A 22999-nucleotide genomic window follows, 5' to 3' on the forward strand; every position below is an offset into this window, starting at 1 on the left:
ACCGACGGGTCTCACGTTCGAGCGCGTCACGGTCAGCGTCAAGAAGCCCCTTCGAGAATGACAAAGGTCCCGGTCGCAGCCCCGGCGCGGAGTGCCTTGGCGGTCTGGTATTCGGGGCTCTCATAGAAACGCTTCGCCTCGGTGAACGAATCAAATTCGAGGACCACATGCCGCTCGTGGGCCTCGCCTTCGAGGTTTTCATACTGCCCCCAGGCCGCAATGACCTTGGGGCCGAAAGTCTTGATTGCATCACCCGCGGCTTCTGCATAGGCAGCATAGGCGGCTGGGTCTGAAACGCTGACATGGGCGACCAGATAACCCTTTGGCATGTCGAACTCTCCTTTGTAGCGGGAACACGCAATTCGATGTGGCGCGGAAATTTTTCAACGACCTTCCTCGACAGGATTGAAGTGCGATACCCGGTTCTATTCCGACACGACGCGCCGGAAAGGTTGGGGGCGCCTGCCGGCCTCCTGACGCTCGATCATCCAGCCGGGATAGCAGGCCGGCAAAGCACTCACGGCATCGAGACGCGCAAGCTCGTTCTCGGTCAGGACGACATCGACCGCGCCGAGGTTGTCTTCGAGCTGTTCGATCCGTTTGGCGCCGACAATGACACTCGTGACGTGCGGCTTGGCGAGTAACCAGGCGAGCGCGATCCGGGCAACCGAGACATCGTGCGCATCGGCAATGGTGCGCATCTCTGCAATGCACGGCCAGGCTCGATCAAGATCGACCGGCGGAAAATCGAAATGACTGCGCCGCGAACCGCTGTCGGTCGACGTACCAGGACCAAACTTCCCCGACAGCAACCCGCCGGCGAGGGGCGACCAGACGAGCAGCCCCATCTGCTCCTCGATGGCGAGTGGCACCAGTTCGCGCTCGACGTCACGTCCGGCGATCGAATAGTAGGCCTGGAGCGTCTCGAAGCGTGTGGCGTGAAGCGCGGCACTCAGCCCGAGCGCCTTGCCGATCCTGCCTGCACGCCAATTCGACACGCCGACATAACGCACCAGCCCCTGCCGCGTGAGATCGTCGAGGGCGCGCAGCGTCTCTTCGATCGGCGTGACAGGATCGCTGGCGTGAATCTGGTACAGATCGATATGGTCGACCTGGAGCCGTTCCAGGCTGCGCTGCACGGAATCCATGATGTGCCCGCGCGACGCCCCCTGCTCGTTGGGTTTCTGGCCCATCACGCCGGCCGTCTTGGTCGCCAGCACAATCTCGCTGCGCGGTACGCCGATATCTCTGAGCGCCTGCCCGACGACGCGTTCAGACTGGCCAAAGGAGTAAATATCGGCGGTATCGATGAAATTGATTCCGTCGGCAAGCGCGCGGGCGATCAGCTGGTTCGCCTCGTCCTGACCGACCGCGCCGATCGCCTTCCACATGCCGGCGTCGGCATTGCCGCCGAGCGTCATCGTGCCGAGGCACAACTCGGAAACGTACAGGCCCGTGCGGCCAAGTTGCTTGTATCTCATCACCATTTCCTTCAAGCGTGGCTGGATAACATGGGGCGGCGTCCGTTCTGTCGCGCCCGGCAGGATTTCAGTTGCCTCGAGAGGTTCCGGACCGAAACTGTCCGGCGATCATCGCGACGCGCATGCCATAGCGGCGCGCCGTCTCGAGGTCCCCCGGCGACATTTCTTCAGGCGACGCATCGGCAGGCGTTTGCGCCATCGGCGCGATATAGGAGCCCATGCGATTCAGGTCGTCGCGCGTCGAGGCTTTCAGGTTCGCCGGCTTGATGTCCATGCTGACCCAGATGCCGCCGTGCTGCCCGGCGAGCAGGAAGAAGTATTCGAGCGTGTTGAGCTTGTCGCCGTTGATACTTGCGCTGTTGGTGAAGCCGCCAAAGACCTTGTTCCGCCATCCGCCTTCGAACCAGACCTTCGAGGATGCGTCGGCAAACTTCTTGAACTGCCAGCTCGGGCCGCCCATGTAGGTCGGCGAGCCGAGCAGGATCGCATCCGCACCGGCGAGCGTATTCCAGGCATCCGCTGCAATGTTTCCCTCGGTGTCGATCGCGACGAGTACGGCGTCGGCGCCTTCGGCGACAGCGCTTGCCATACGCTTGGTGTGCCCATAGCTGGAGTGGTAGACGACGACCGTGTTGATCGGAGAGGCGTGTGGTGACATGGGTGCTCCCTTTCGTTCGGATTGTCCGCAGCGGACGACATGGGAAGCCACTCTACCGAGCCACAACTGAGTTATAAACGATGGCAAATTGAACGTTCTGTTACTCCCTGGGTGAACAATGCAAAACCTCGACGCGCTTTTGATCTTTGCCCGTGTCGCCGAAATGACAAGCTTCACGCGCGCGGCCGAAAGCCTCGGTATTCAGAAAGGACGTGTGTCGATGGTGATCCGTGAGCTCGAACGGGATGTGGGTGTTGCACTCCTGCACCGCACCACGAGGCGTGTGCAGCTGACGGAAGACGGACGCGCCTTTTATTCACGCGCACGCGACCTGCTGGCCGAAGTCCAGGAACTGCAATCGATGTTCTCGGGTAACGGCACATCACTGCGGGGAAGGCTGCGCGTCGACATGCCCACCGAGTTGGCACGCAGCGTCGTGATTCCTGCACTCCCGCAACTGATGGCGGCGCACCCGGAACTGGAACTGGAACTTTCCAGCACCGATCGGCGTGTCGATCTCGTCCAGGAAGGATTCGATTGCGTGATCCGTCTGGGGCCGATCGTCGACGAGACGCTGATTGCCCGGCCGCTGGGAAAACTGCGCATGACAAATGCGGCGAGCCCGAGCTATCTGGCACGGTACGGCATACCGCACACGCTCGATGATCTGCGCACACAAGGACACCGGATGGTCCACTACACGCTGACGCTTGGCGCCAGGCATACCGGATGGGAGTACCCCGATGGCGACAGCTATGCGTCGCTTTCGTTGCCAAGCGCGATGCAGGTCAACAGTGTTCAGACCTATCACGCAGCCGGGCTTGCGGGCATTGGATTGATTCAGGCGGGATACTCGGCGCTCGCGCATTACATTGAAAGCGGCGCGCTGGTAGAGGTTCTGCCCGACTTGCGTCCCGAGCCGCTCAACGCGTCGCTTGTCGTGGCCCATCGGCGCAATCTGTCGCCTCGCGTCCGGGCCTTCATGGATTGGATCGAGGGGGTATTGGAACCCTATCTTGATTGAGCGGCAGGTGTGCCGGCTCATATCGAACGCAGGCCATCCAGCCTTTCGGCGAAACCTTCGTCGCTCAGGACTTGAATCGCGCGGGCGCTTGTACGTTTGTCGAAGGTCGCTTACTGGAACGCAAGTCGAATGGTCGTGGCAACTCGCACCGGCTTGCCGGCCGCATCGTGGTCTGGGGTGCATCGGGTGGCGAGTAACGCCGCCTTCGCACTGTCGTCCAGGCGCGAGTACCCTGTCGATTCGACAACGGTCACATTTTCAACCTGACCGGTGACGCTGATTTCGAAACGCAGCTTTACCGTCCCGCTTTCGTTTGCCTGTCGCGCCGCGCTCGGGTAGTCCGGCCTGACAATGTTGCAGATCACCTTGTGAGCGACATCAGGTGCGGCCACGGATGGCACGGGCGCTTCAGGCGCCACTGCAAAGGCCGATAATGCGAAACAACCCAGGCATGCCGCTGCGCCGTGTCGCAGAATCGGAATAAGTTTCATTTTCCGCATGAGGTATGAGTGGTCGGCGCCGATCGGTTGTTGAAGCAGTTGCAAAGCGTTGGATCAAAATCCATAGGTCAGGCGATCATAGCTGAACGGTCGCTTGATGTCGGCAGGCAGTGCGATGAATGTCCGATTTTGCTTTCGACGCAGGTCCGGAAGGGTCGGGAAGCGCCGATCATGATCGACGGCTATCGGCCATATTCGGCCGTTCTTCAATGAAAATAACGGCCATTCGAGTGACCGCTTCGGTCGCCGAACCCGGACCGATGCGGTTAAAGTTCTGCTGAACCCGGGTTTGTGAATTCAAAACTATACTTCACTATCAGCAATGGCTTCGACCAAAAAAAATACAGGAAACGTGTCTCGCGGAAAACCGGCTCTTGAGCGCCATCTTACTAGTCTGAAACGTATTTTGATGCTGGGAGATGCTCGCCTGCTTGAGCGGCTTGCCGCCAGCCTCATTGGTTCGCTTATCGGCGTAAGACTGGCTGTTTCGGATTCTGGCTTTCAGTTTGGTGCGGATGCCGGGACCGCAGGCAGCCAGGGCCGACACGTTCGTATCGAGAGCAAGCGCTATGCGGACGGCACCTCGCTCAACAAACGCGAATTGCAGGGTGAAGTCGACGATGCACTCAAACGCAATCCGCTTCTGGAGCTTTGGATTCTGGTGTGCACACGTCGGGCTGACGAAGGACTCAGAGAGACGCTGAATGGGAAAGCCGACTCTGAGGGGTTACCCATTGCTGTTATCGACTGGGACGACCAGAGTGGAGGAATACCAGAACTCGCGGCGCTCTGCGCAGTCGATCCAGAGCTTGTGAAGCGATTCTACGGTAAGCCTGCGAGCGACGCCGCACGGGCAATCCAGGAAGCCGCCCAACCGGTAATCAGAATGATTCGCCGGGAACTGGAGCCTTGGAAAATCGGCTTCGATTCTGTGCGGGAAGCTGCGGCGCAGCGTATTGTTTCTATCTGGAACAATGCCACCGAGTCAACCGCGCTTTTTGCACAGAACGCAGCGGGCGGCGCTGCCGACATCTTTATTACCAGGAAAACTGTTCTCGATCAGTTGGATAACTGGTGGGCAAAGCCCTCGCACCAGCGCGCTATTGCTCACGGCAGTGAGGGAGTCGGTAAAACGTGGTCAATCCTGCACTGGATTGTGCGCGAACTGGAACGTCTACCTATTGTCCTCGCGATACCTTCATCGGCCATCCGTCGCTTAACAGGGCTTTCGAACGGCACCTTGCAAGAGTTTCTCGGCGACGAGCTGTACGACCTCACTCGTAGCAGGAACCGTGTCTACTGGGAGCAACGTGTCCGCCGACTGCTTAGCCGTCCGGTCGAGGAAGGGCCAGCTCTGCTGCTCACGTTGGACGGGCTGAACCAAGAGCCGTCGTTCGAATGGGTGCGCCTTCTCCAAATATTGCAGGGCGAGACGTTTCACGCTTCCGTGCGTACTCTGGTCAGTGTCCAGACTCACTTCCTAGAAAACCGGCTTCAGGGGCTTCGCTCGGCACCGAATACGAGCGTACGCATTGGAATTGAACCCTACAGTGACATCCCGGGGGGAGAGCTCGATGAGTTGCTAACCGCACATTCCATTCCGCGTACAGAGTTGTCTGCGGACCTAATCAGGCTGGCCTGCATTCCAAGGCTCTTTCCGCTCGTCGTCCGATTCCGTGAAGAGGCGTCGTTTAAGGGTGGCGTGACGGTCAATCGTCTGTTGTGGGCCTATGGCCGAGACGAATTGGGGATGCGAGAGGGGCGGAGCTTTTCAGAGCTGGAGTGGACTCAATGGCTGGTTGATCAGGCGAATAAATATCTTGAACAGATTGGAAGTACCGGTGCAGATCTCGCACGGCTCGCAGAGCAGTTCTCATACACGGCGGATGAACTTGCGAGTTCGGCGCAGGTGAGTGCTCGCAGTGTCGACGATAACTACCGACGCCTAAGCGAAATCATTTCTGGCGCGTGGATGGAAGAAGTCCCCGGTAGACTTGGGGTTCATCGTCCAAAGGAATCGACAATTCATCTCGCTTTGGCAGCGGCGTTGCTGACAAAGTTGGAGGAGGCCTCGGCAAACGGCCATGATGTAACCGCAGCACTTGAAGAGTGGCTAGATCCTATTGCTTCCACATCGGCCTCGCCCGACATCCTTTCCGCAGCAATCTCAGTGCTTGTTGCGCGAGGTGCGACAATTAAGCAGGACGTCACGACGCCTGTTCTTTTTGCACTGTTACAGAGCCAGAACGCAAACGACGAGCATCGGAATGAGGTAGTAAACCTTGCCCCCGCGCTGGCTGTGCCCTTGCTCGATGTAGCCGAGATATCCAGTGGCCGTGCAATGGCCTCTGCTCGAAGCTGGGCTGTGCAAGCCCTCCGCCTTATTACACCTGCCGGCGGCATAGTCTGGAATACCGTTCTTGACCGACTGGTCGAGTGGGTGGCGCGAGTGCCATGTCCGTCTCCTGAGGAAAAGATTGGCGACAAGGAAGCTTCCGCAATGCTCTCCCGGCATCTTGTCCACTTGATTGGTACCGATGAGGCCGGAATCCATCCTGTGATGGGCATTCCACTCAGGTTGCAGCATCAACGATTCGATGATTTGCGCGAGCTCGTTCCAATTCTTCTGCAGGGAAAAGCATTGCACTCTGCGGAGAGAGTTTTTGCTGCCGTTTGCGTCGTGCATCACGTGGACATGCAGGGTAGCGATTTTTGGCTCGCAATGCGTTGGCTAGTGCTTCTCAATCAGGTGGACCGCGATGACGTGGTCAGAATGCTGGTGCGCATATCGGACGCGGCGATGCATGTCGTGACCGAGAAGGGTGTTCACAAAGACTTTCAGCAAAAGATTGCGGCCTTCCTGCGCTGGCTTGCGGGCACTGAAACGTCGGAGGTTGAGGCGTCCACAATTCAGGATCGCCTGCCAGGTAATTTTGAATACGAGCGGGATTACCTCACCAACCCGAGTCAAAGCTTCTATGCGCTTGAATATCGTCATACGCTACAGGTGCTTGGAAATTCGACCCTGTCCGTTTTGAGACGAGCAGAACGCACGGCCAGGTACTGGGCAGCGCCTAATTTGAATGCGCCGAAGTCGTTTGTTGATGCATTGACCGAGACCGCAAACGCACTCGACGTTAGTCTGCTCAGAACAGGCGGGACATCGACAATTGAGGACCACAATTTCGATACTTTAATTGGAGTGCTGGGTCGCTTTACCCCCGACGCACTCGGCTCGCTGGTGACACGTTTGCTCAGGCAACTTGCTGAACGCACTGATCAAACTCGCCACTGGGCGGGTTTACAGGCTCCAGACCACGTGCTGCTTGTCGACGATGCTGCTGCCAACTCTGCGAACACGTTACGGCACAAGCAACCGGCCGTACTGCACAAGGATGAACAATTTATCGCGGCACGACTGGTCCATCTTGAACTTCTGCCACTAGATGTGAGGTCCCAACTCGACCTGCTGGCGGAAGCGGAAGGCGTCCCGATTTCTCTCACGCTTCGCTATGCGTTGAAGCCTGCTGACTCCGGTACGCTGTCCCGGTTTATTGAAGACCAGGGTGTGGAAAATCAACGGGCGATAGAGGTGGTATTCGCATCTCTCGGGTTCCATCCAGTACCACTGCCAGACTCCGAAGTCGAACGTCTCGCGAGTGTTGCGTTGGCTCTAGAACATGAGGTTCTTCGCAACGTAGCCTTTATCGGTCTTTCAACTTCCAATCCTGCGTCGTTCGGCCGGGTGCTGCTGCAAAACGGATGGTGTTTTAAAGCGAGCCAAACCGTCTTCGAGCAGGAGTACGGAAGCGCTGCTGTGCTTGCGGCTGCGGGGGAGCGGTCGTTGATCTCGCTGGCAGATCTTGTCGCCCCGTGGTCGTTGCTACGTGCCGCTCTCGAGCGAGGCGCCGCAGGAGATGACGTGAAAGTGGCTGCTCAGGCTCTAGATGCAACACTAAGCGCCAGCCAACATCTAGACGTCGGCGTGCTGGACTCAGATGTCACGATCGACGTTTCGGACAATATTGCTCGGCTATCGCTGCGCGCTCGCCAGAACGAAGAAAATGTTCAGTCTCTTGCGGAGATGTTTGATTTCAAGAAGCGGGAGGCGCGTGAGCGTGCAGCTCGATCCAATACGTTGGCTCAACTTGAACGGGCGCGCGCCGCTGGCGCGAATCTGTATTCGATACTGTTCCCGATTGTACAAGCGCGATTGCTTGTGAAGAGCGCTTCAGCCGAGGTCGACGCGTGGCTGGACGGGATGGAGGAGTTGACGGCTGACTTTGTCCGGCGTGTGAATCAGGCGGGGGGGTTATTTGTGGCGCTCTGCGAGGCCCTGATGGAAGTTGCTCCCATTCGCGGTATTGCCCTTTGGCGTGCGCTTAGACGCTCCCTTCGTGTCAAATTCACCGGCATCGCTGGCGTTGACGACCTGATGCACATGCCATTTCGGGTAGACGGTGGTCCGGCAATCAATCAGTTTCGCGACGAGTTGTATCAGCTCCAGCGCAACGCGACGACCGCCGACTACGTGGAAACGGTCCTGTGCGCACTCGCAAATGGTCGTCGCGACTGGCTGGATTCACGGATCTTGGCTGATGAGAACTCGACAGAAGATTGGCGACGCAAACGCGCAATCCTGTTGCGGGGACTGACGGATCATGTCGCTATTGACGAACTGGAGTGGCCGGAAGGAGACTTGAACGAAGGTTGGGCGCAGGTGAAGCGGGAGGCGCAATTCTGGCGTAACCGGTCGGCTTTCTCCCGGTACTGGTGGCAAGAGTTTGTTGCGGCGAGCAGCGCGGTGGCGGCCTACGCCGCATGGCAGGTTCTGCTCACCTGTGTGGACCGAAAAATCTGGATTTGGATTGACCAGGATTTTGCAAGTCTAGACGAGTCGGATCTGTTGTCGCGGAGAAAGCTGTTACACCTTCAACTGTCGAGGGGGGCGCTTGAAAGAGCAGTCAACGACGGGGAAAAGAATGCCGGGAACAACGCCACTGAAAGTCTGATGTCCTGGAAGGCTCCCAACCATTGGCTGGATTTGTCGGTGGTGCAAGGCTAGAAATACTTTTTACGTGGCGATTACAAGGCCTCATAGCTGAGGCGCCTTGGCGGCAAGCAACCGCTCCGCTGCTCGATGCCGCTAATGCCTACGATTCGCCACATTGTTGACGTAGAAGCGAGCTTCGTCGAACGTCGGCTCCGGTCGATGACCTACCGACCAACATGGCCGCCCGAATGGTCGTTATAGCTTAAATGCTGCCTTTGAGTACACGTGAGCCCTCAGGACCGCTGTGGGTCGGCTTCCGCTGGTCACCACCGACAGTTGTCGCCGCGCCCATCCCCATCGCACATATGCGCGAGTATTCAAGCAGCAGGTGATCAGAGAAACGTTGGAGCCGGGCGTTGTGATGCACCTGCGTTGTCAGCGGATTCGCGAGTGACCACGCGAACTGCAAGCATGCCGGCACATGGAAGGCTTGAACTCAACTAGTCTCCCCTCTCGCTACTCCGCATGCTTGCAATCGAACGCACGATTGCTCGCTTCGATTGTCGCGAGCGCATTCTCCGCCCATGCCTTGAGATCGATGACGAGTGGAAGCAGCGTACCTGCCAGAGGGCTCAGCATGTACTCGACACGCAGCGGCAGCTCGTCATACACATTACGCACCACCAGTCCGTCACGCTCCATCGCGCGCAGCGTCTGGGTCAGCATCTTCTGCGACACACCTTCCAGGCGACGCTTGATGTCACCGAAACGCATCGGCCCATCCTTCATCGCGACCATGGCGAGCACCGTCCATTTCTGCCCGATACGCGCGAGCACGGCACGGGACGGACAAACCTTCAGGAACGCATCAGGCGGCAACTTGATTTTCTTCGTCATGGTTACTCTCAGGTACCTAATTGATTGCAGAAACCATTGTTGGAAGAATGATGCCACCCAATCAATCGTGAGGTACATGCCATGAAGATCGCATTCCTGGGCGGTGGAAACTTTGGCGGGAATCTGGCCGAATTACTGGTAGCGGCGGGACATGACGTGGTGGTCGGACTGCGTGATCCCGCACGGGCACGCTTGGGCGCACGGTACCGTATCGTGTCGCTGGAAGAGGCTGCGGCGCATGGTGACGTTGTCGTCATCGCCATCCTCTATCAGGCATGTGTAGAGGTACTCCCGCCCCTTTCGCATCGGCTGACTGGCAAGATCGTGGTGGACGCAACGAATGCGCTCAAGGACGACTGGTCGCCACTTCCGCTGGGTGCCGACGGATCGGCGGCCGAGGCGATTGGCCACCTGCTGCCAGGCGCGCGTCTCGTGAAGTGCTTCAACACGGTATTCGCCGACATCATGACGCTGGATCGCATCGATCGGGGTGGTCATGCCGTTACCGCATTCATCGCGGGCAACGACTTTGAGGCCAACACCACGGTCGCCGAGATCGCGGAAAGTGCAGGGTTTGCGCCAGTCGTGACCGGCCCCTTGCACAACGCCCGTTATCTTGAAGCCATGGCACACCTAAATATTCAGATCGCGGTAGGCCGGGGCGGCGGAACGAATGCCGGCTTCGTGTACCACCGCGCTCACGCTTAGCGATCTGGGCTTTCAACCTCGACGCGGTCGCCTATACGGTCGCAGCCGTGCTGAGTAGCCCGGCACTGGCGGGCGGCGGGCGCTTCGGGTCTCAGGTGCCATGCACTCGGGACGCGTCACCCGCTAAGACGCCTCCCGCCCCCCCTACATGCTCGAGCAAATGCGCCACGAAGCGGGTCAGCTTCGGCAGTGGCCGCCGATCGTGCCGATACACGATATGAACCGGGTGTGGCTCAGGCAAATACGCCTGCATCACCGGCACCAGCGCCCCACTCGCCAGATCGTGCGCCACCAGAACTTCAGGCTGCAACAACAATCCCGCACCCGCGATTGCGGCCATGCGCAGCCCGTTCCCGTCGTCGCACGTGAAGACCGGATCCTGCGAAACCTGCGGCCCGTCCCACCCGCCGAGCTTCCACCCGTTACGGCCATTCCACACCGAGTGCGAGAGGCAGTGATGCACGCCCAGGTCCTGCGGCGTCTCCGGACGCCCATGCCGCGCGAGATAACCGGGCGATGCACAGATCACCATGCGATAAAGGGTCAACGGCTTTGCGATCAGATCGACATCACCCAGTTCACCGATACGAATGGCGAGATCGAAACCCTCGTCAACCAGGTCGACGACGCGATTGCTCAATGCCAGCTCGATACGCACGAGCGGATACCTCTGCTGGAAAGTCGCGGCCAGCGGCGCGACGACACACGCACCGAAGGTAATCGGCGCGCTGATACGCAACGTGCCGGACGGCGACGCGCGCAACCGTTCGACCGACGTCTCGGCAATCCGCACCTGTTCAAGCGCACGCTTGGCATCTTCGTAGAACACGCGCCCCGCATCCGTGAGGCTCTGTCGTCGTGTGGTGCGCTCCAGCATGCGCGCACCGAGGCGCTCTTCGAGTTCGCGCACATACTTGCCCACCATGACCGCCGATATGCCGAGCCGCTGCGCCGCCTCGGTGAAGTTGCCCCCTTCCACGACGGCAACGAAGGTTTCCATTGAACGCAGCTTGTCCATATTGCGAACCGGCGATTAGTAGTGTCGGAAATTAGAGCACATTTATCTCAATATTGGTTCGAAGAACAATGGCCGCTCCAACCCGAAATCGAAAAGGAGTGGTTCCATGAAGATCGTTGTAATCGGTGCCGGCGGCGACGTAGGTCGTGCCGTGGCCAATGAGCTTGCGCGTGACGGAAAACACGACATCATTCGCGTGGGTCGCACCTCCGGCGACCATCAGGTCGACATCACCCGTGACGAGAGCGTCAGCGCGCTGTTCGAGAAGATCGGGCAAGTCGACGCGATCATCGCTGCCGCTGGCAATGTGATCCTTGCTCCGATCCAGAAGATGACGGCGGCCGATTTCCACAAGGGATTGCAGGACAAACTGCTGAGCCAGGTGCGCGTCGCACTGGTGGGTCAGCACTACCTGTTCGATGGCGGGTCGATCACGCTGACCTCGGGCATCGCGGTCGATGATCCGATTGCGCAGGGCGCCAATGCCGCAACGTCGAATGCCGGGATCGAAGGATTCGTGCGTGCGGCCGCATGCGATTTTCCACGCGGCATCCGGATCAACGCCGTGAGCCCGACGGTACTGACGGAATCCATGGATCGGTTCGGTCCGTTTTTCCCAGGCTGCGAGAGCGTGCCCGCGTCACGTGTGGCAATGGCCTATCGACGCAGCGTGGAAGGCGTGCATAGCGGTCGCGTCTATCGGGTTGGTCATTGACGCAGCGGGCTCGCCTCGCGAGCCCGAATCCCGCGCGCCCCTGCCGCCCCCAGGTTCCGCCAGGCCATTGCCGCGCCAACCACCAGCAACAAAACCGAAACGATCAACGCCCGCTCCATCCCGTGAACGAACGTCACGCCCCCGGCCTCCCGAACGAAGAAGCCGAACAGCGCGACGCCCATCACGCCGCCCACCTGCCGTGCCGTATTCAACAACCCCGACGCCACACCTGACTGCGTGCCGCTCACCGCCGCGAGCGCCGCATCCGTGATGGTCGGTATCGTCAGTGCGATGCCGCTGCCTGCCAGCAGCATCGGTATCGCGAGCAGTCCGTTGGATTGCGCGGCGATCGCCGGCCACATCGCCAGATAGCCGACGGCGGAAATCGACAATCCGGCCGTCGCAAGCGTGCGCGCACCCAGCCTGCCGGTCAGTCGCCCGGCAACGATGCTCATGACCATCAGCACACCCATCATCGGCAGAAACGCGACGCCCGTGCGCACGGGCGTCATATGCCACACCGACTGAAACAGCAGGCTCAACGTAAAAACAATGCCGTAGAACACCAGATTCGCGATCGCGCCGATCGCGATCGAACTGCGGACGACCCTGTCCTGCCACAACGCGGCCGGCAGCATCGCGTCCGGATTGCGCGCTTCCAGCCTGACGAACGCGATGCCCAGCCCGACGCACAATGCGAATGCACCCACGATGACCGGACTGCGCCACCCCAGAGCACTGATCTCGGTCGACGCGAACGTGAGCGCGGCCAGCGCCAACGCACCGGTCAGTTGGCCGGGAAGATCCAGGCTCCTTCCGCGCTGCGCTTTCGTGTCAGGCGCAAACCGCCAGGTCATCCAGATACCGGCCAGGCCGATCGGCACGTTGACCAGGAAAATGCTGCGCCAGCCCACTGCGGCGATGAGCAACCCGCCGGCCAACGGCCCCGCGGCCAGCGCGATACCGCCGCCCGCGCCCCACCAGCCGATCGCCCGGCTGCGCGCCGCTGCGTCGTCGAATGCGAGGCGCAGCACGGCCAGCGAGTTCGGCACCAGCAGCGCGGCGCCGATCCCCTGAACGAGACGCCAGGCAATCAACGCTTCCATGGAATGCGCCATGCCGCAGCCGATCGACGACAGCGTGAATATCGCGTAACCGGCAATGAATACGCGCTTTGCCCCCAGCCTGTCGCCGAGGGCGCCGGCCATGAGCAGCGTCGCCGCGAACACGAGCGCATACGCATTGACGACCCATTGCAGGTCCGTGACCGCTGCCCCGAAGGCCGTTCGCAATGCATCGAGCGCGACATTGACGACGCTGACGTCGATCAGGACGACGGCGAAACCAAGGCACGCGGCCGTTTGAACCAGCCGCGGGTGATGTCTGGATGAGGTCTGCATCGGCAATCCTTCGTATTCGGAGGAGTGAAGCGTAGAGGATCGCCTTCTGTGCGAATATTCCGCAAAACAGCACAGCCACCTGGAGAAAATGCACCGATGTTCGACTGGGAAAACCTGCGCTACTTCGTGGCCGTCGCACAAACGGGGAGTCTATCGGCGGCCGCCAGGCGGTTGAATGTCGACCACGCGACCGTCAGCCGTCGCTTGAGCGCGCTCGAAGCCGAACTGAAGATCCGCGTGATCGACCGGTTGCCGCGCGCGTGCCGGCCGACCGCCGCCGGCCGGCAGATGCTCGAATTCGCCGAGAAAATGGAGGAGCACGCGTTTGCGATCGAGCGCCTCGCACGCACGGAACACCTGCCGATGCACGGCACCGTGACGATCAGTGTGCCGCCCGTACTCGCCAACAACTTCTTCGCGAATCATCTGCATGAGTTCGCGCAATTGCATCCGGGCATTCGGCTGTCGATGGCCAGCCAGGCACAACGCGTGTCGCTCGCCCGTCGTGAAGCCGATATCGCCGTGCGCCTGTTCCGCCCGGAGGAGCCGCAAAACGTGACGCGCAAGCTGGGCGAGATGGCTTTCGGGCTCTACGCGAGCCGCGACTATGCGCACGCGTCGACGCCCGACGATTGGGCCTTCATCTGCTACGACGCGCAATTCGCGGAAATGCCGCATCAGAAGTGGCTCGAGTCGGTCGCTCGAGGCCGGCGTATCGCGTGCGAGGTGAGCGACATCACGACCCAGCAGGCGGCGGCACGTACGGGCATCGGCGTGGCGGGCCTGCCCGTGTTCATGGGCGACAGCGATCCCGGGTTGCAGCGCCTGCCGTTCGACGGAGAACCGTACGCGCGGGACATCTGGCTGGTCGTGCATGCCGACCTCAGACATTCGCCGACGATTCGTGCGGCAATCGACTTTATCGTGGACGTGACGGGCAGGACTTTCGCGCCGGATGCCCGACCGTAGCGACGGCCGCCACGGGCGCCTGCGATACCTGGCACAGGCGCCCGATAGCCCTGCCTGAGCCCGCCCTCACCTCACCGCTTCAACATCGACGAAAGCGGCGCGGAAACAGCCCGCCCCGGGCATCCACGCACCGATCAGACCACCGACCTCAACCACGCAAGCACGTCCGACGGCGCACGCCCCGCCGCCACCGGCTCCGGCGTCAACAGGCAGTAGTGCGAACCATCCTCGACGAACCCCATCGGCGCGACCAGCACACCGCTTTCGATATCGTCACGAACGAGATGCCACGGGCCGATGGCGACGCCGAGCCCCGCAACCGCCGCCTGCAGACTGAAGTAGAAATGGTCGAACACCTGCCCGCGCCCGCTGACGGCCGGCTGATTCGCGGCCACCGCCCATTCCTTCCACGCGTCCGGCCGTGTCCGCGCATGCAATTGCGGAACGTCCGTCTTCAACGAGCGCGCGCCGCGGCGAGCGGAAAACCACGTATCGACCTTGTCCGGCCGGCAAACCGGCCCCACCCGCTCCGCGAACAAACGCTCCGCGTGATAACCCGCCGGCCATGCAAAGTCATTGCGTCGAATCGCCATGTCGATGCCGCTGTCGAATGAAAACGGGCCACCCGCTGCAGCCAGATGAATGTCGACGTCCGCATGGCGCGCCTGAAAATCCGGCCAGCGCGGAATCAGCCAGCGCATCAGAAGCGTCGGTTCGCACGACAGCACCCAGCGCCGTGCGCGGGCGGCCTCGGCACGCAACTCCTGCGCGGCGTGACGCATCAGCCCCAGCCCGTCATGGACGGCCTGCGCCAGCTTGCGGCCCGCGTCGGTCAGGAAGACGCGACGGCTGCGCCGCTGGAACAGCGCCACGCCCAGGTCGTCCTCGAGCAGCCGCACCGCGCGGCTGACCGCGCCATGGGTCAGGCACAGCTCGTCGGCGGCACGGCTGAAATTCTCGTGACGCGCCGCCGCCTCGAAGCAACGCAGGGCCATCAGCGAAGGCAGGTTCGCGCGAACCGGTTGTGAGTCAATCTCACCATTCTGGTCAGAAATCATCGCTTTTCCCGATGAAACATGACCCATAAGATTGCGCCATCAAGCCATCAATCGCAAGGACAAGACGATGACCGAACTGATAGTTGTAATCACCATCACGCTGCTGGCCGTAATCAGCCCCGGCCCGGACTTCGCGATGGTCACGCGCAACAGCCTGATGCTGTCGCGCCGCTCGGGCGTGCTCACCGCGCTGGGTATCGGGCTGGGCGTGACGGTTCACGTGAGCTACACGCTGCTGGGCGTCGGCCTGCTGATCCGGCAATCGTTGTGGCTCTTCAATGCCGTCAAGCTGATCGGCGCGATCTACCTGGTCTACCTGGGCGTGAAGATGCTCATGACGAAGGCCGGCAACGGGCAGCCGGACGCACCGTCCGCACCGCTGTCCGACCTGGCCGCGCTGCGCACCGGCTTCCTGACCAATGCGCTGAACCCCAAGACCACGGTGTTCATCGTCAGCCTGTTCATGCAGGCCGTGCGGCCCGACACGCCGTTGATCGTGCAGATCGGCTACGGCGCATTCATCGCCATCGCGCATGCCGGCTGGTTCAGCCTGGTGGCCGTGTGTTTCTCCGCGACGGCCGTCCGCGATCGCCTGCTGTCGCTGCGCCACTGGATCGACCGTACCTTCGGATGCCTGCTCGTCGGCTTCGGCGTCGCGCTCGCCATCGCACGCGGCGGGCGCTGATTTGAGCGTCCGCGCCGCACGCCGGCGCAAGCGCCGGGCGCGCCGCCGGTGCGCCGGATGCGGGGCGCTGCGCAGCGCAGCGCGGCAGCGGCAGCGTCAAAACACGCGTGCGATCGTGCGGGCTTCATCGATCGCGCGGCTGCGATCGACCTTTCCGTCGGCACCGAACAAGGTACGCTCGACGACGATGCCGGCGACGTCCGTCACGCCTACGAACCTGAGCCAGGTTTCCATGTACGGGCGTTGAAGATCGAACTCGGCGGCCGGCGTAAACGAACCCGGCGACTGATACCCGAGCCCGCGCGCATAGACCACCGCCGCCTTTTTCCCGGCCAGCTTGCCGGTGAAGCCCGTCTCGTCGAATGTGAACAGCACGTCCTTCTGCGAGATCGCATCGATCAGGTGCTTGAGCTTGTACGGAATGCTGAAATTCCACAGCGGCACGCCAAACAGCAACTTGTCCGCTGCATGAAACGGCGCCGCGAGCTGCTCGATCCGCTGCCATGCCGCCGCCTGCGACGGCGTCAACGCGGTACCGCTCAGCCCCGCATATTTCGCGGCCAACGCGTCTTCGTCGAATTCGGGCATCGCCAGATCCCAGACGTCGAGCTTCCGAATTTCATGATCGGGATGCGCGTGCCGGTACGCATCGAGAAACGCATTGCACACGTCGATGGAGGCGGAATAGGCCTTGTTGGGTGAGCCTTCGATATAGAGCACGCACGTCATGGAGCCGGTCCTTGCCAAGAGTGACGGCGACGCGCCGGATGCGCGGTCGCCCACTGCGATTCGCAGCGTATCGAGCGCGCTTATAATCTGGAAACGATATTAATTGATTGAATTAACCCGGATTGGTGATCAATGGAGAATCCTCTCGACACGGCGCTGCTTCTGACGTTCGTCGCGGTCGCCGACGTGCGGAGTTTCACCGGCGCCGGTCGCAGGCTGCATCTCAGCCAGTCTGCGGTGAGCGCCCAGATCGTTCGTCTCGAAGAACAGGTCGGTCGAGCGCTGCTCGTGCGCAATACGCGCAGCGTCACGCTCACCGCGCATGGCCAGACGCTGCTCGGCTACGCGCGCGCGATGCTCAATCTGAGCGGGGAAGCGAGAGCCCGGCTGGGAACCGGCGACCCAGTCGATACCAAACTGCGTATCGGCGCATCGGAGGATTTTGCGGAAGGGTGGCTGCCGGACGTGATGCGCCGCCACTCGGCCGCGCGGCGCGGCTTGCGGCTGGATCTGACGGTCGACATCGGCGACAGCCTGTTTCGACGGCATGCCAACGGCGAATTCGATCTCGTGATCGGCAGCCGCTGCTCGCACACGGATCAGGGCGCGACGTTGTGGCAAGAGCCGCTCGTCTGGGCCTTTGCACGCCACGAGCGGTTGCCCGACGGCGAGGTGCCGCTCGCGTGCTTCCCCGATCCGTGCCCGTACCGGGGCGCCGCCCTCAAAGCGCTCGCGCTGGCCGACCTGCGCTACCGGATCGCATGCGAAAGCCCGAGCGTCATGGGCATCCGGACATGCGTGCGTGCCGGCATCGCAATCGCGCCGGTGCCGCGCAGCGCGATCGACGACACACTCCGGGAGCTCGGCGTGTCCGACGGTTTGCCGGAGCTGCCGGCAGTCGAATTCGTGCTGATGCATGACGCGCGGATGCCGGCCGCCGTCGAATTCGCCGCGACGATCTTCGACGAAGCCGCCGTTCGCACGGGGGCAGGCAAGCGCACCATGCCTTAGCCGACATCGTGCGGCCTGCTGATTCCGCCACGGCCGTGCGCGATCGCTTGCTGTCGCTGCGGCACTGGATCGATCGCACCTTCGGTGCCTTGCTCATGCGGGTTTTGGCATCGCGCTCGCCATCGCGCACGGCGGGCGCTGATTCGAGCATCCACGCCGCACTGCCGATGCAATCGTCGTACGCGCCGCGCCGATGCCCATCCGCCCCGCTCAGCGCTTGGCGCTCAATCCCGCCCGCACGCCCACCGGTTCCCGGCTCCGCCCGAGCAGCGCCGCCAGCGAGAGATCCGCGAGCTTGCCGAACGGCGCGCGCAGCAGGCTCGGCAGGTTCCAGCGCCCCTGCACGAACACCCCCTTCGCGTGACTCATCGCGCGGAATCCCTCGATGCCGTGATACGCGCCCATCCCGCTCGGACCGACGCCGCCGAACGGCAAGTCTTCCTGCGCGACATGCAGGAGCGTGTTGTTGATGCCGACATTGCCCGACGTGGTGCGCTTGAGCAACGACTCGCAGTCGCCGTCCTGCGCGCCGAAGTAGTACAGCACGAGCGGACGCGGACGCGCATTCACGTAGTCGACGACTTCGTCGATCGTGCGATACGTGCGCACCGCCAGGATCGGCCCGAAGATTTCTTCCTGCATGACGGCCGTATCGTCGCCGGCCCCGACGATCAGCGTCGGCGCGAGGGTCCGCTTGCGGGTAGCGGCCTGCTGCGGGCTCACGCCCGCCTCGATCACGCGCGCGCCCTTGCTGCGCGCTTCGTCGACGAGACCCTTCAGGCGATCGTAATGCCGGTCGCTGACGATCGACGTGTAATCCGGGCTCGCCGGCCCGCCCGGATAGAAGCGCGCGACGGCCGCATCGTATTGCGTGACGAACGCGTCCAGATCGTCTTCATGTACCAGCGCATAGTCGGGCGCCACGCAGGTTTGTCCGCCGTTCGACAGCTTGCCGAACACGATGCTGGACATCGTCCGGCCATCGACGTGCCCCCTCGCGACGATCGCCGGGCTCTTGCCGCCGAGTTCGAGCGTCACCGGCACCAGGTTCTCGCTGGCCGCCTTCATGACCTTGCGGCCCACCTGCGTGCTGCCGGTAAACAGCAGATGATCGAACGGCAAGCCGCTGAAGGCGGCGCCGACTTCCGGGCCGCCGAGCACGACCGCGACTTCTTCGCTCGGGAAGGTCTCCGCGAGCATCCGGCGCATCACCTCGCTCGTGCGCGGCGTCAGTTCCGACGGCTTGAGCATCGCGCGGTTACCCGCGGCCAGCGCGGTAGCCAGCGGAATGAAGGTGAGCGAGAACGGGTAATTCCACGGTGCCATCACGCCGATGACGCCCAACGGCTGGTACTCCACGTGCGCCTGCCCGGCCCGATAGAAAATCCCGACGTGCCGCCGCTGCGGCTTCGTGAAGCGGCGCAGGTTGCGCGTCAGGTAGTCGATCGCCTGGATCACGCCGACCAGCTCCATGATCGCGGTCTCGTGCCGAGAGCGATTCCCGAAATCGGCGCTGATCGCCTCCTCCACTTCGCGGCGATATGCCAGCACCACGGCGCGCAGCCGCGCGAGCCGGGCCTTGCGCTGCTGCAGGCTCGGCGGCCCCTCGCTGACGAACGCGTTGCGCTGTCGGGCCAGCAACACCGCCGGGTCGAAGCTCGAGATGGATTCGATGGATTCTGCGGAAACGGCCATGGTGCACCTCACGAGGTTGCGTCGATGTAGACACTGTCAACTTGCATGCGTCGGATCATAGGCCCACAATGTGTTCCCTGTCAACATAGGAGCAACACGATGTCGTCGGATGCGGATGCGGACGCCGGGCAAAAGGCTTATCACCACGGGGATCTGCGTCGCGCGATCATCGAAACGGCGCTCGACACGCTGCAGGAGCAACAGGGCTGGCAGTTCACGCTGCGTGAAATCGCGCGGCGCGCGAACGTCAGCCACTCCGCGCCGTACCGGCATTTCCCGGACAAGGCCGCATTGCTGCACGAGCTCGCGCTGATCGGCTTCGATCGCTTGCGCGACGATCTCGCCGCGTCCGTCGATCCCGCGGCGGACGCGCCGGACGTGCTGCTCGCGCTCGCGTACGCCCATCTCGCATTCGGGCAGCGCAACCCGGATCTCTATCGACTGATGTTTGCGGCGGATGCCGGGGAGCCCTCGGACATCCATCTCGATCCGCGCGTGCAGGCGCCGTTCCTGCTGGTCGTCGACATCCTGGAACGCGGCCAGCGCGCCGGCACGATCCGCCCGCGCCCGGCGCTCGGCCAGGCAACCGCCTGCTGGGCGCATCTGCATGGCCTGACGATGCTGGCGATCGACGGGCGGCTGGTGCGCGAGAAGGTCGGCGATCACGCGATCGAAGATGCGCTGACAACCTTGCTGGACGGACTCGTACTGCCCGCAAGCCCGGCGCGGGCCACGAAGACAAAAACGAAAGGGCCTTGACCTTCAACTTCGCTTGAAGGTTATGGTTTGCCTCGGCAGCGTATCGAGGCCATGGGTATGGGTACTGCCATCCGACAATCCGGCGACGCGTCGAAGACGTCCGCCCGTGGCCGATGAAAGGGAAACCGCATCATGAGCAAGCGCATCCTTCACGTCGTCAGCAACGTCGCGCACTACGCCGATCCGTCGCAGCCGACCGGCCTGTGGCTGTCCGAACTGACCCATGCCCATCACATCTTCGCGGCGCAAGGCTATGAGCAGATGCTCGTGAGCCCCAAGGGCGGCGTGTCGCCGCTGGAGCCGCGCTCGCTCAAATGGCCGCACGCGGACGCCGCCGCGAAAGCGTGGCGCGCCGACAAGGCCAACGCGGCACTGCTTGCCAACACCGCACGCCCCGACGAGATCGATCCGGCCGATTTCGATGCGATCTACTTCACCGGCGGCCATGCCGTGATGTGGGACTACCCGGACGATGCGGGGCTGCAGCGGCTCACGCGCGAGATCTACGAGCGCGGCGGCATCGTGTCGTCGGTCTGTCACGGCTACTGCGGGCTGCTGAACACGAGGCTGTCGGACGGCTCGCTGCTGGTTGCCGGACGCCGGATCACCGGCTACTCGTGGGTGGAGGAAATCCTGGCCGGCGTCGCGAAGAAGGTGCCCTACAACGTCGAGGAGCAGATGCAGCAGCGTGGCGCGCGCTACGAGAAGGCGCTGCTACCGTTCACGTCGAACGTCGTCGTCGACGGCCGCCTCGTGACCGGCCAGAATCCGCAATCGGCGAAGGCGACCGCCGAACAGGTCGTCGCGCTGCTGTGAGGTGACCGCCGGCGCCCCGCTAGGCGCGGGTCGACCGGCGCACAACCGGTTCGTCACGATCGGCGGCGGCGGCAGCCTCGCCGCCATCCGCCGCGTCCGCCGCATTCTCTGGCGGAATCCTCGACAGCAATCGTTGCGCATGAGTTGCACAATCGACCGACTCCGGCTTCGCGGCGATTTCGGCGATCAGCGACATGACCTGCGCCTTGCTGCGCGCCAGCCGCGCCTCCAGCGCCTCGATGTCCCGCACCTTGCGGCCCAGCGCATCCAGCAGCGAATCGCATGGCCACTGCGCGAGGTCGGCCGGAATCAGCGTGCGAATCTCGTCGAGACTGAAATCCGCCTTCTGCGCGGCCGTGATCAGGTCGAGCACCGTCACCGCTTCCTGCGGATAGGTGCGATAGCCGTTCGCTTCGCGCTCGACGAGCGTCAACAGACCGATACGCTCGTAGAAGCGGATGCGCGAAGGGGTAAGGCCGGTGCGTTCCGCCAGTTCCCCGATCTTCATGTTCCGATACTCCCTGGCCGGATCGCGTCCGGCCATCTGCCCCGTCGTGACTGCAGGTCGTCTCCTGATGTTGATTCGCAATCCGATCTTTATCGGCTTCCTGTCGAATGGCGGGCGGCGCGCGCGCTCAAATCACGTCGAAACGCAGCCCCGCATGGCGAACCAGGCGCTCGATGTAGCGCTCGTCGAACATCGTCGCGGGCGTCCAGAAGCCGCCGCCACGGCCGGTCTTGACGCCGTCGCCGACGCAATCCAGCGCGAGACTGATCGCGGCCTGGCCGAGCATCTTGCCGGTGGAGCCATAGCCCGGATCGCGATCGCCGGTGACTTTCACGCGCAAGGTTCGCCCGTCGTCGGCACGGCCGAAGAAACGCAAATCGTAGCGGCCGGCCAGTTGGGCCGCGGCGCTCGGCCCCTCGCCGGGCTTCGGCAGCAGGAAACGCTCCATCAGGCTGCGCACCGGCTTGATGAGGACACCGATCATGAACGCGCCGAGGCCGGCCACCATCGTCAGCGCCGTCAGGCGACCCTTGAGGCCCGTGCCCGTCATCACCGCTTCGTCGTACGTGAAGCGGCTGCCGTACGCGTTGCCGGCAAGCGCATTCGAGCGATGCACGACGCGCTCATTGATGGCCGCCATCACGAATGGCGCGATCCACGCGTCGAAGTCGCGATCGAATGCCGCGGATCGCACCGCATGCTGGCGCACCGTGAAACCATGCCCCTGCGGGCACAGCGAATAAGGATCGAGCAGTTCCCTGCGCAATGCGGGATCGGCGGCCGCTTCCCGGACGACGTTGATCACGCTCGCCACCGTGCCGCCCGACGCGCCGCCCTTCAGCGTCTTCACACGCATCTTCACCTGCGCGGCCGGCGCGCCCCACTGCTGCCGCGCCTCTCGCTGCAGGAAGAACACGCCCATGTCCGACGGCACCGAGTCGAAGCCGCAGCAATGAACGATGCGCGCGCCGGATTGCCGGGCCGCCGGCTCGTACTTGTCGATCATCCGTTTGATCCACTGCGTCTCGCCGGTGAGGTCGCAGTAGTCGGTGCCGGTTTCCGCGCAGACCCTGACCAGCGGCTCCCCGTAAAGCGCATAGGGGCCGACGGTGGACACGACCACCCGCGTCTGCGCGCAGAGCGCGCGAAGCTGCGCTTCGTCGGCCGCATCGGCAACGATGATCGGCACCGACTGCCCGGCAGCACCCAGCGTATCCCTCACCTGCCTGAGCTTCGCTTCGGACCGGCCGGCAATGGCCCAGCGCAGCGTCTCGCCGGAGCCCGGCAGGTACTCGGACAGGTAGCGGGCGAGGATCTGCCCGACAAAACTGGTGGCGCCAAATACGACGAGATCGTGGGTCGGCCGGGTCATGGG

Annotated in this window: 21 protein-coding genes and 1 pseudogene; 10 read left to right on the forward strand and 12 right to left on the reverse strand. The window is 62.5% G+C overall.

Annotated elements, in window-relative coordinates; genetic code table 11:
- Window positions 1–38: 38 nt before the first annotated feature.
- The 3 genes from HAV18_RS19120 to HAV18_RS19130 all read right to left on the reverse strand — a co-directional run bounded on the left by HAV18_RS19120 (window position 39) and on the right by HAV18_RS19130 (window position 2139).
- Window positions 39–329 (reverse strand): DUF1330 domain-containing protein, encoded by a 291-nt coding sequence (locus tag HAV18_RS19120; RefSeq protein ID WP_166958531.1) that lies wholly within the window; start codon window positions 327–329, stop codon window positions 39–41.
- A 96-nt stretch (window positions 330–425) separates the two neighbouring features.
- A complete protein-coding gene (locus HAV18_RS19125; protein WP_166958533.1) occupies window positions 426–1481 on the reverse strand; it encodes an aldo/keto reductase in 1056 nt (351 codons plus the stop codon).
- A gap of 67 nt (window positions 1482–1548) precedes the next feature.
- Complete coding sequence (locus HAV18_RS19130; protein ID WP_166958535.1) at window positions 1549–2139, reverse strand: flavodoxin family protein; 591 nt, start codon at window positions 2137–2139, stop codon at window positions 1549–1551.
- A gap of 118 nt (window positions 2140–2257) precedes the next feature.
- Here HAV18_RS19130 and HAV18_RS19135 point away from each other — a divergent pair, with 118 nt between their 5' ends.
- Window positions 2258–3163, forward strand: a complete 906-nt coding sequence (locus tag HAV18_RS19135) for a LysR family transcriptional regulator (RefSeq protein ID WP_166958537.1) — start codon at window positions 2258–2260, stop codon at window positions 3161–3163.
- A gap of 110 nt (window positions 3164–3273) precedes the next feature.
- Here the strand turns inward: HAV18_RS19135 and HAV18_RS19140 are convergent, their stop codons facing one another.
- Complete coding sequence (locus HAV18_RS19140; protein ID WP_166958539.1) at window positions 3274–3708, reverse strand: energy transducer TonB; 435 nt, start codon at window positions 3706–3708, stop codon at window positions 3274–3276.
- Window positions 3709–3985: 277 nt separating this feature from the next.
- Between HAV18_RS19140 and HAV18_RS19145 the strand changes: the two genes are divergently transcribed.
- On the forward strand, window positions 3986–8728 hold the full coding sequence (locus tag HAV18_RS19145) for a hypothetical protein (protein ID WP_166958541.1): 4743 nt from the start codon (window positions 3986–3988) through the stop codon (window positions 8726–8728).
- Between the two features lie 444 nt (window positions 8729–9172).
- Here the strand turns inward: HAV18_RS19145 and HAV18_RS19150 are convergent, their stop codons facing one another.
- Complete coding sequence (locus tag HAV18_RS19150) at window positions 9173–9553, reverse strand: helix-turn-helix domain-containing protein (protein WP_166958543.1); 381 nt, start codon at window positions 9551–9553, stop codon at window positions 9173–9175.
- An 81-nt stretch (window positions 9554–9634) separates the two neighbouring features.
- Here HAV18_RS19150 and HAV18_RS19155 point away from each other — a divergent pair, with 81 nt between their 5' ends.
- Complete coding sequence (locus HAV18_RS19155) at window positions 9635–10261, forward strand: NADPH-dependent F420 reductase (RefSeq protein ID WP_166958545.1); 627 nt, start codon at window positions 9635–9637, stop codon at window positions 10259–10261.
- Between the two features lie 91 nt (window positions 10262–10352).
- Here the strand turns inward: HAV18_RS19155 and HAV18_RS19160 are convergent, their stop codons facing one another.
- The gene (locus HAV18_RS19160; protein WP_166958547.1) at window positions 10353–11279 is read right to left on the reverse strand and encodes a LysR family transcriptional regulator; all 927 of its coding nucleotides are present in this window, start codon (window positions 11277–11279) and stop codon (window positions 10353–10355) included.
- A gap of 106 nt (window positions 11280–11385) precedes the next feature.
- On the opposite strand from HAV18_RS19160, the gene HAV18_RS19165 reads away from it, so the two are divergent.
- Window positions 11386–11994, forward strand: coding sequence for a short chain dehydrogenase (locus tag HAV18_RS19165; protein ID WP_166958549.1), 609 nt, complete (start codon window positions 11386–11388; stop codon window positions 11992–11994).
- Here the strand turns inward: HAV18_RS19165 and HAV18_RS19170 are convergent.
- Window positions 11988–13394 carry an MFS transporter gene (locus HAV18_RS19170; RefSeq protein ID WP_166958551.1) on the reverse strand — a complete coding sequence of 469 codons (1407 nt, stop codon included), beginning with the start codon at window positions 13392–13394 and terminating at the stop codon, window positions 11988–11990. The two genes, HAV18_RS19165 and HAV18_RS19170, sit on opposite strands and share 7 nt — an antisense overlap.
- Window positions 13395–13490: 96 nt before the next feature.
- Here HAV18_RS19170 and HAV18_RS19175 point away from each other — a divergent pair, with 96 nt between their 5' ends.
- Window positions 13491–14363, forward strand: a complete 873-nt coding sequence (locus HAV18_RS19175; RefSeq protein WP_166958553.1) for a LysR family transcriptional regulator — start codon at window positions 13491–13493, stop codon at window positions 14361–14363.
- Window positions 14364–14497: 134 nt separating this feature from the next.
- Here the strand turns inward: HAV18_RS19175 and HAV18_RS19180 are convergent, their stop codons facing one another.
- Window positions 14498–15421 carry a LysR family transcriptional regulator gene (locus tag HAV18_RS19180; protein ID WP_166958555.1) on the reverse strand — a complete coding sequence of 308 codons (924 nt, stop codon included), beginning with the start codon at window positions 15419–15421 and terminating at the stop codon, window positions 14498–14500.
- Between the two features lie 67 nt (window positions 15422–15488).
- Between HAV18_RS19180 and HAV18_RS19185 the strand changes: the two genes are divergently transcribed.
- Window positions 15489–16106 (forward strand): LysE family translocator, encoded by a 618-nt coding sequence (locus HAV18_RS19185; RefSeq protein ID WP_166958557.1) that lies wholly within the window; start codon window positions 15489–15491, stop codon window positions 16104–16106.
- Between the two features lie 96 nt (window positions 16107–16202).
- On the opposite strand, the gene HAV18_RS19190 is transcribed toward HAV18_RS19185, so the two are convergent.
- The gene (locus HAV18_RS19190; RefSeq protein WP_166958559.1) at window positions 16203–16835 is read right to left on the reverse strand and encodes an FMN-dependent NADH-azoreductase; all 633 of its coding nucleotides are present in this window, start codon (window positions 16833–16835) and stop codon (window positions 16203–16205) included.
- Window positions 16836–16967: 132 nt separating this feature from the next.
- On the opposite strand from HAV18_RS19190, the gene HAV18_RS19195 reads away from it, so the two are divergent.
- The gene (locus tag HAV18_RS19195; protein ID WP_166958561.1) at window positions 16968–17846 is read left to right on the forward strand and encodes a LysR substrate-binding domain-containing protein; all 879 of its coding nucleotides are present in this window, start codon (window positions 16968–16970) and stop codon (window positions 17844–17846) included.
- A gap of 17 nt (window positions 17847–17863) precedes the next feature.
- Window positions 17864–17988 (forward strand): annotated as a pseudogene (locus HAV18_RS40285) (LysE family translocator); the annotation flags it as partial.
- A 68-nt stretch (window positions 17989–18056) separates the two neighbouring features.
- Here the strand turns inward: HAV18_RS40285 and HAV18_RS19205 are convergent.
- Window positions 18057–19541: a coniferyl aldehyde dehydrogenase gene (locus tag HAV18_RS19205; protein WP_166958563.1), complete on the reverse strand. Its 1485-nt coding sequence runs from the start codon at window positions 19539–19541 to the stop codon at window positions 18057–18059.
- Between the two features lie 99 nt (window positions 19542–19640).
- On the opposite strand from HAV18_RS19205, the gene HAV18_RS19210 reads away from it, so the two are divergent.
- Both HAV18_RS19210 and HAV18_RS19215 read left to right on the forward strand, forming a co-directional pair.
- Window positions 19641–20300, forward strand: coding sequence for a TetR/AcrR family transcriptional regulator (locus HAV18_RS19210; protein WP_166958564.1), 660 nt, complete (start codon window positions 19641–19643; stop codon window positions 20298–20300).
- Between the two features lie 132 nt (window positions 20301–20432).
- A complete protein-coding gene (locus tag HAV18_RS19215; RefSeq protein ID WP_166958566.1) occupies window positions 20433–21116 on the forward strand; it encodes a type 1 glutamine amidotransferase domain-containing protein in 684 nt (227 codons plus the stop codon).
- A gap of 19 nt (window positions 21117–21135) precedes the next feature.
- Here HAV18_RS19215 and HAV18_RS19220 read toward each other — a convergent pair whose 3' ends face one another.
- Together HAV18_RS19220 and HAV18_RS19225 are read right to left on the reverse strand one after the other, a co-directional pair.
- Window positions 21136–21624 (reverse strand): MerR family transcriptional regulator, encoded by a 489-nt coding sequence (locus HAV18_RS19220; RefSeq protein WP_166958568.1) that lies wholly within the window; start codon window positions 21622–21624, stop codon window positions 21136–21138.
- Window positions 21625–21751: 127 nt separating this feature from the next.
- On the reverse strand, window positions 21752–22996 hold the full coding sequence (locus tag HAV18_RS19225; RefSeq protein ID WP_166958570.1) for a trans-acting enoyl reductase family protein: 1245 nt from the start codon (window positions 22994–22996) through the stop codon (window positions 21752–21754).
- Window positions 22997–22999 lie beyond the last annotated feature (3 nt).

It is taken from the genome of Burkholderia sp. D-99 (genome assembly GCF_011605345.1).
Lineage (GTDB): Bacteria > Pseudomonadota > Gammaproteobacteria > Burkholderiales > Burkholderiaceae > Burkholderia.